Below are 6,401 nucleotides of genomic sequence, written 5' to 3' on the forward strand. Positions count from 1 at the left end.
GTAAACGCGGTTCTGAATGTCTCTTAAAACCTGTCTCAAATATTGACTTCAATCCATAGTGTTATGGGCGGTCAAGTGAATGGACTAAGTTAAACTTAACCACTGGGTTTAATCTTGGGGTGAGACTAATAGGGTATGTAAACTAGTAGTGTATTTAATTATAATAACTTCGATTATAAACATATTCATTGACAACACTTGCTTGGGAACGCTAACCTCACTGTAAATATATCTTGATTGGAGGGGTTTTTCATGCCATGGAGCGAAGGTAATTATCCACAGTCGATGAAAAATTTAAAAAAAGCGATTCGCAGTAAGGCAATTGAAATTGCTAATGCTTTAAAAGATAAGGGTTATAGTGATCAAAGAGCTATTTCTATAGCAACTGAAAAAGCAGAACAATGGTATAAAGATCATCATGTAACTAGTGACAGCCCTAGCCCTTTTAAAAAAGGCAAAAAGCATTCTCACCGTTAAAATAATATTTTTATTCTAATTTGAGAAAAAACAAAGGTGTGGCCAGCCACATCTACTATGGGCGCTAACGCCCCGCACCCCGTCTAAGCTTGACCAGATTTAAAATTATTGAGTAAAGTATCTTGAACCTCTTTGAGAACATTTGAATCTTTGGTTGGTAAGATAACTTGTTGCACGATAACACTCCTTTTTTACTTTGTGTGACATATGGTGTACAATTATAAAAGAAAGGACTGATGATAATGGCTAACGCAGCAACTAGTTCCAGAATTAACACTAGAATCGACCCAGTAATTAAGAAAAAAGCCCAGGAACAACTGGCTCAACACGGATTAACTATGTCTGAGTTTATGCGAGTAGTTGTGACAACCGTGGCTAACAATGGATTACCACAATATTATGGTTTTCCAAACAAGCAGGTTGCTAGGTCGTTAACTGAGGTGGCTGAAGACCTTGCAGGGACTACAGAATTAAAGAGTGCGACTAATAAGCAAGAGTTGGAGCAGTTGTTAAATGAGTAAAATAACTCCAACCACTCAGTTTAAGCGGCAATATAAAGTTGTGAAGAAGAATCCCAGATGGCGGCCAATTTTTAATGGAAAGGTACCTTTCGATGCCGAGGAACGTTCTCCTTGGGATTACATAATTGACTGTTTTTTAACAGATAAGAGCATTCCAGAATACTTCTATGCACATCCACTAAACTTACCTAAGAAAGTGATACAACAGCTTAAAAAGCGTGTTCCAGGACAAAATATAAAATTTAAAGTCCTAGAATTACATTTTTATGGTCATAATGGCGATCATTTATTGGTTTATGCCCAGATATTGGATCAGGTTTACTTAGTAGCGATTGGCACGCACAGTGACTTATTTTAGTTAATCTAAGGGTTTATAATAATTTAAACACAAATAAATAGCCCCTAATATCTATAATGCAGATATTAGGGGCTATTTTAACAATGTTTTTGAGGGGTTATTGGTGAGAAATGGACCCTAAATTTTAGAAAATGTCTTTTTCGTTTTCAACAGTCCAAAAATTTATTCTTCATCGAATGGGCCCTTATCAAGATAAGCACTTAACATCCATATTTTCTTGTCAATATCAGTCTTGAAACCGTTAATCATATCCTGTGTAGGTTGATCATTTTCTTCATCAGTGATTTCGATTGCTTTTTGAAATTGATCTCTAAGATATCTGAAATTATCTACTAAACGTTGCATTAATTCAGGCAGAGTGAATTGATCAAATTTGATTTTGTTATCTGGTAAACCCGTCTGCTCGATAAATTCATGTGTTGTTGAAAATGGAGCACCATTTAAAGCAATCAAACGCTCAGCAACTTGATCTTCTTCGTCCGCAAAAGTTTCATTAAATTCATCCATCTCTGGGTGTAAAGTAAAGAATTGTTTGCCACGCATATACCAGTGAGTTTGATGAACGTTAGTTTGAACTTGTTCTAGGTCAGCTACTAGCTGGTTAAGCTGGGCCCGAGTTTTGGGGTAATCATATTTTTGATTCATAAGATAATCTCCTCCTAAATTAATTTTTATTACGCCATAACTGTAGTATGCTTTCACTGAAAAATCAAAGAATAACCACAATGTTTAGAAAAAATATAAATTGAAAATTTAGGGAGTTAGAGAAAAATTGACGATGATCAATTATAAAAAAATACAAGCCGTTTATACTACACAGTAGAGAGGCAAGAAAGGAGATTTTTATGATGAAAAAAGCTGTTATCAATTTAGAGGAGTTAGCATGTCCGACTTGTATGCAAAAGATTGAAGCTGCCGCTGCTTCAGTTAAAGGAATTGATAAATCTAGTATTAAAGTAATGTTTAACGCTAGTAAATTAAAGGTTAACTTTAATGAAAAAGAGGTGACAATTGAAGGCATTGAAAAGGCTATTGAAGATATTGGATACCCAGTAATCAAAGCAAAGGTTGTCACAATTTAAAGAAAGAAGGAGCCAACAAATGAGTAGATATAGCGAGTTACAAGAAGAGTACTTTCCCGATTTAGAAACCTATACTTTAGCGATCACTCGTGCGCACGGAAAAAATCATCCAGAGACATTTAAAGTACATGAGTTATTTAACAAAATAGAAGCAAAATCTCAGGCCAAGGAAGATGTAAGTTCAGAATACCAAGAAATCAGAAAATTGACTGATAACTATAAAATTCCAACAGACGCGTGCCCAACAATGGAAAAAACTTACAATTTTTTGTCTGAACTAGATCAAGCGTACAGTACAGAAAAATAGAGTACAAGATATAAAAACAGGTGCTGTTAATAGTACCTGTTTTTATATCAGAAAGGAATCCTGAAATGCAGAAATATATTTTAGCTCACAAAAAAGAGTTAACGGTGATTAATGGTTCTCTGCTTTTACTAGCCTTACTCGACCACTTTTTTCTAACACAGGGAAAAATAGTTCCCTTTGCACTAATACTTTCGGGGATCGTCGGAGTTTTACCGATTGCTATCCAAGCCTATCAATCTTTAAAGGTCAAAATAGTTAGTATTGATGTTTTAGTAACGATCGCAGTATTCGGTGCCTTTTTTGTTCAAAGTTATGAAGAAGCAGCTGTAGTGACGTTTCTCTTTTTAGCGGGACATTTTTTAGAGCAAGCTACACTTAGTAAAACACGTAAGGCAATTAAGGCTTTAACTGAAATGGCACCAGAGGTCAGTTTAAAGAAAAATCAAGCTGATCAATTTGAGGAAGTTCCGATCGACGAAGTTCATGAAGGAGATATCCTTTTAGTTAAAACTGGTGGAAAGGTTCCGGTTGACGGTAAAGTACTTACTGGCTCAGGGTATGTTAATGAGGCTAGTATAACTGGCGAATCCAAGACGGCTAACAAACAAATAGGTTCGGCAGTCTATGCTGGCACTATCCTAGAAAATGGAACATTTCAACTACAGGCTGAGCGAGTTGGTGAAGACTCAGCCTTTGGTAAAATCATTGAATTAGTGGAGGAAGCACAAGATTCTAAGTCTAGTGCAGAACGTTTTATTGATAAGTTTTCAAAATACTATACGCCAGTAGTATTATTATTAGCGATCATTGTGGGACTAATCACTAAGGACATTGAGCTTGCCGTGACGGTCTTAGTTCTTGGTTGCCCAGGTGCTTTGGTTATTGGAATTCCTGTTTCAAACGTTGCTGGGATAGGAAATGGCGCCAAACATGGCATACTACTAAAAGGTAGTGAAACAATACAAGATTTTAGCAAAGTTGATACTATGGTTTTTGATAAAACTGGCACACTAACGGTTGGTGCTCCACGAGTGAATAAAGTTATTTCAAATCCTGAAATAAATGAGAACAAGGCTATTAGTACTTTAGTAAGTATAGAAGCTGAAAGTGATCATCCGTTAGCGCAAGCTGTAGTAAAGACCTACCCCGACACGCTAAAGTATCCGGTTACCCAGACACAGGTGATCAAGGGAGGCGGAATTACTGCAACTGTAAACGGGAATAAAGTTACTTTAGGTAATTTACAATTAATAAAAACTAACAAAATTAAACTAAGACCAGAAGAAATAGCACAAAGTAAGGGATTAGAAGCTGAAGGTAACTCTTTAATTTTCATGGCTATAAATAATCAGCTAGCGTTAATTTTAGGGATCAAAGATCAATTACGACCCAATGTAAAAAATGAATTAGCTAGTTTAAAAAAACTGGGAGTTAAAAATTTGGTACTCTTATCAGGAGATAACCAGGGAACAGTTGATCAAATTGCACAACAGTTAAGTTTAACTGAAGCTAAGGGAAATATGCTGCCTGAAGATAAGGCAATGTATATTAAAAAGTTGCAGGAAGAAGGAAAGAATGTAACCTTTGTTGGTGACGGAGTTAATGACAGCCCTTCGCTTGCTACAGCTAATACAGGGATAGCCATGGGCAATGGGACAGATGTCGCTATTGAAACATCAGACATTGTTTTACTAAATTCAGATTTTAGCCGCTTGGCTCCCGCACTTAGATTAGTCAAGTCTACTAGGCATAACATGTTGCAAAATATCGTTATTGCGGTAGGGGTAGTTCTCTTTTTATTAAGTAGTCTTTTATTTAGTAATTGGATCAACATGGGGATTGGAATGTTTGTCCATGAAGCAAGCATTATTGTGGTGATTCTAAATGCACTTCGCCTACTAAATCATCGTTTAAAGCGATAAAAAATGGACTGGTACAAAACTAATAATTTTTCCTATAAATACAAAAGTTGCATCATAATGAAATGAAAGAATCCCACTATGATGCAATTTTTATTTTTACAAAGCATTAAGATCATTGATCTGAATATTTCTGGCTGAAATGGACTTTATTACACCTTGTTTTTCTAGCTTATGAAAACCTCGAGTAATTGACTCCGGCGTTGTTCCTAAATAAGAAGCTAAATCCTTTCGTGTCATAGGTAATTCAACTCTAATGGGCTTATCTTTCTTATTTATGATAAGGCTTGATAAATAGGAAGTAATACGTTTAGTAATTGAAGAGTATGCCACAGTAGCTGTTTGTTTTTCAGAAACTTCCAAACGCTTCGACATTTGTTGTAAGAGGCTCAGACTAATCTCGGGATAGTCTAACAGAGCTTTTTTTAAATTTTCCCGTGTTAATTGACAAATTTCAGTATCTCTAAGGGCTTCTATTATATCGGTATGTCGTTGCTGTGGCTGAAAGATACTCCACTCACCAGTAAATTCTCCTGGGCCTAATAAACGTATTAATTGTTCTTCTCCAGTTTCTAGGATCTGATAATTTTTTAACTGTCCTTGATGTACGATATATAGAGTATCGTTTTGATTAGCGAAGCTGTATAGAAAATTTCCTTTGGATATTTTTCTGCTAGTGACTTTTTGAGATAGTTTGGTTAATTCGCTTTCGTCTAAAATGGCAAAAATTGGCACCAAAGCAATGCACTGTTTTTTTTCATTAGACTGCATATGCACTCACCTTCACTATTTTTTGATGTTTAATTTTTCTTGGAGATAGTTGCGTAGTACGATAGCTTGATTGTGATCTTCATCCTTAGCACTATAAGTAAGATAATATCAACGTTTGCTATTTTTAACCTAATTTTAGCGATAAATTTAGGTGTCTCTGGATTTTCAGCCAATTCTTTGCGGTATGCTTCACTAAATTTTGGAAATTTTTGTGGGTTATGATTGAACCATTTGCGAAGTTTATTTGAAGGGGCAATCATTTTGTCCCAATCATCAAGATTTGCCTTAGCTTTAGAAATTCCACGAGGCCAAAGACGATCTATTAATATTCGATATCCAGGTTGAGTTGAATTAGATGAATAAATCCGTTGTATTTTTATCACAGTAAACCTCCTTAAATATATCAAAATTAAATTCAAATCTAGCTTATTACTTATCCTTAAATAAATTATGTCAGTATCTTAGGGGGGATTTCAATTATAGACCCTTAACTCAATCATTTTTGAATTATTCATCATTTTTATTTTTTGTGGGCCAAATGGGTTTAGTCATGATTATTATGATAACTCCCACTATCATAGTAACAAAGGAAATAATTTTTTGTGGATAATTTAATATTAGCCAAAAGCAGCCATCGATGGAAACCGGAATTGATAAATCATTTCACGCTTTAATAGGGAGTGAAAACTTTCAATTTTGGCATTATCATATGGATCTCCTAGTTTTGAATATGAATGATCAATTTTGTGTCGCTTTAATAAATTTTCAAAGCCGAAACTAGTGAACTGACTGCCCATATCAGTGTGTAAATAATTTGGTTTTTTATCAGTTGACAGCGATCTTTGTAGTGTTGTAACTACCAATTTGGTATCCATCGTGGCACTGATTTGATGGGCTAATATCTTACGCGGGTTCTGGTGCAAAATTTTTCAGGTAAACTTATTTTGAGTATAATTAGCCTAAAAA

Annotated in this window: 9 protein-coding genes and 1 pseudogene; 6 read left to right on the forward strand and 4 right to left on the reverse strand. The window is 35.2% G+C overall.

Going from position 1 to position 6,401, the window contains the following annotated elements:
* Positions 1–252 precede the first annotated feature (252 nt).
* The 3 genes from FD50_RS00575 to FD50_RS00585 all read left to right on the forward strand — a co-directional run bounded on the left by FD50_RS00575 (position 253) and on the right by FD50_RS00585 (position 1,356).
* A complete protein-coding gene (locus FD50_RS00575; RefSeq protein ID WP_054758118.1) occupies positions 253–477 on the forward strand; it encodes a DUF2188 domain-containing protein in 225 nt (74 codons plus the stop codon).
* A 242-nt stretch (positions 478–719) separates the two neighbouring features.
* Positions 720–998 carry a type II toxin-antitoxin system RelB/DinJ family antitoxin gene (locus tag FD50_RS00580; RefSeq protein WP_054758119.1) on the forward strand — a complete coding sequence of 93 codons (279 nt, stop codon included), beginning with the start codon at positions 720–722 and terminating at the stop codon, positions 996–998.
* Positions 991–1,356: a type II toxin-antitoxin system RelE/ParE family toxin gene (locus tag FD50_RS00585; protein ID WP_054758120.1), complete on the forward strand. Its 366-nt coding sequence runs from the start codon at positions 991–993 to the stop codon at positions 1,354–1,356. Before FD50_RS00580 ends, FD50_RS00585 begins: the two co-directional genes overlap by 8 nt.
* A gap of 162 nt (positions 1,357–1,518) precedes the next feature.
* On the opposite strand, the gene FD50_RS00590 is transcribed toward FD50_RS00585, so the two are convergent.
* A complete protein-coding gene (locus FD50_RS00590) occupies positions 1,519–2,001 on the reverse strand; it encodes a Dps family protein (RefSeq protein ID WP_054758121.1) in 483 nt (160 codons plus the stop codon).
* 203 nt (positions 2,002–2,204) lie between these two features.
* On the opposite strand from FD50_RS00590, the gene FD50_RS00595 reads away from it, so the two are divergent.
* From FD50_RS00595 to FD50_RS00605, 3 genes are all read left to right on the forward strand, one after another.
* On the forward strand, positions 2,205–2,438 hold the full coding sequence (locus tag FD50_RS00595) for a heavy-metal-associated domain-containing protein (RefSeq protein WP_054758122.1): 234 nt from the start codon (positions 2,205–2,207) through the stop codon (positions 2,436–2,438).
* Positions 2,439–2,457: 19 nt separating this feature from the next.
* On the forward strand, positions 2,458–2,745 hold the full coding sequence (locus FD50_RS00600; protein ID WP_054758123.1) for a hypothetical protein: 288 nt from the start codon (positions 2,458–2,460) through the stop codon (positions 2,743–2,745).
* Between the two features lie 65 nt (positions 2,746–2,810).
* Positions 2,811–4,667, forward strand: a complete 1,857-nt coding sequence (locus tag FD50_RS00605; protein ID WP_056959510.1) for a heavy metal translocating P-type ATPase — start codon at positions 2,811–2,813, stop codon at positions 4,665–4,667.
* A gap of 96 nt (positions 4,668–4,763) precedes the next feature.
* Here FD50_RS00605 and FD50_RS00610 read toward each other — a convergent pair whose 3' ends face one another.
* The 3 genes and pseudogenes from FD50_RS00610 to FD50_RS13050 all read right to left on the reverse strand — a co-directional run bounded on the left by FD50_RS00610 (position 4,764) and on the right by FD50_RS13050 (position 6,310).
* Positions 4,764–5,435 (reverse strand): Crp/Fnr family transcriptional regulator, encoded by a 672-nt coding sequence (locus FD50_RS00610; RefSeq protein WP_054758124.1) that lies wholly within the window; start codon positions 5,433–5,435, stop codon positions 4,764–4,766.
* Between the two features lie 15 nt (positions 5,436–5,450).
* Positions 5,451–5,818 (reverse strand): annotated as a pseudogene (locus FD50_RS00615) (DUF488 domain-containing protein).
* Positions 5,819–6,052: 234 nt separating this feature from the next.
* Entirely contained in the window at positions 6,053–6,310 is a 258-nt protein-coding gene (locus FD50_RS13050) for a DDE-type integrase/transposase/recombinase (protein WP_162256059.1), read from the reverse strand.
* Between the last annotated feature and the right edge of the window lie 91 nt (positions 6,311–6,401).

Source organism: Liquorilactobacillus satsumensis DSM 16230 = JCM 12392, from assembly GCF_001435195.1.
Taxonomy (GTDB): Bacteria; Bacillota; Bacilli; order Lactobacillales; family Lactobacillaceae; genus Liquorilactobacillus; species Liquorilactobacillus satsumensis.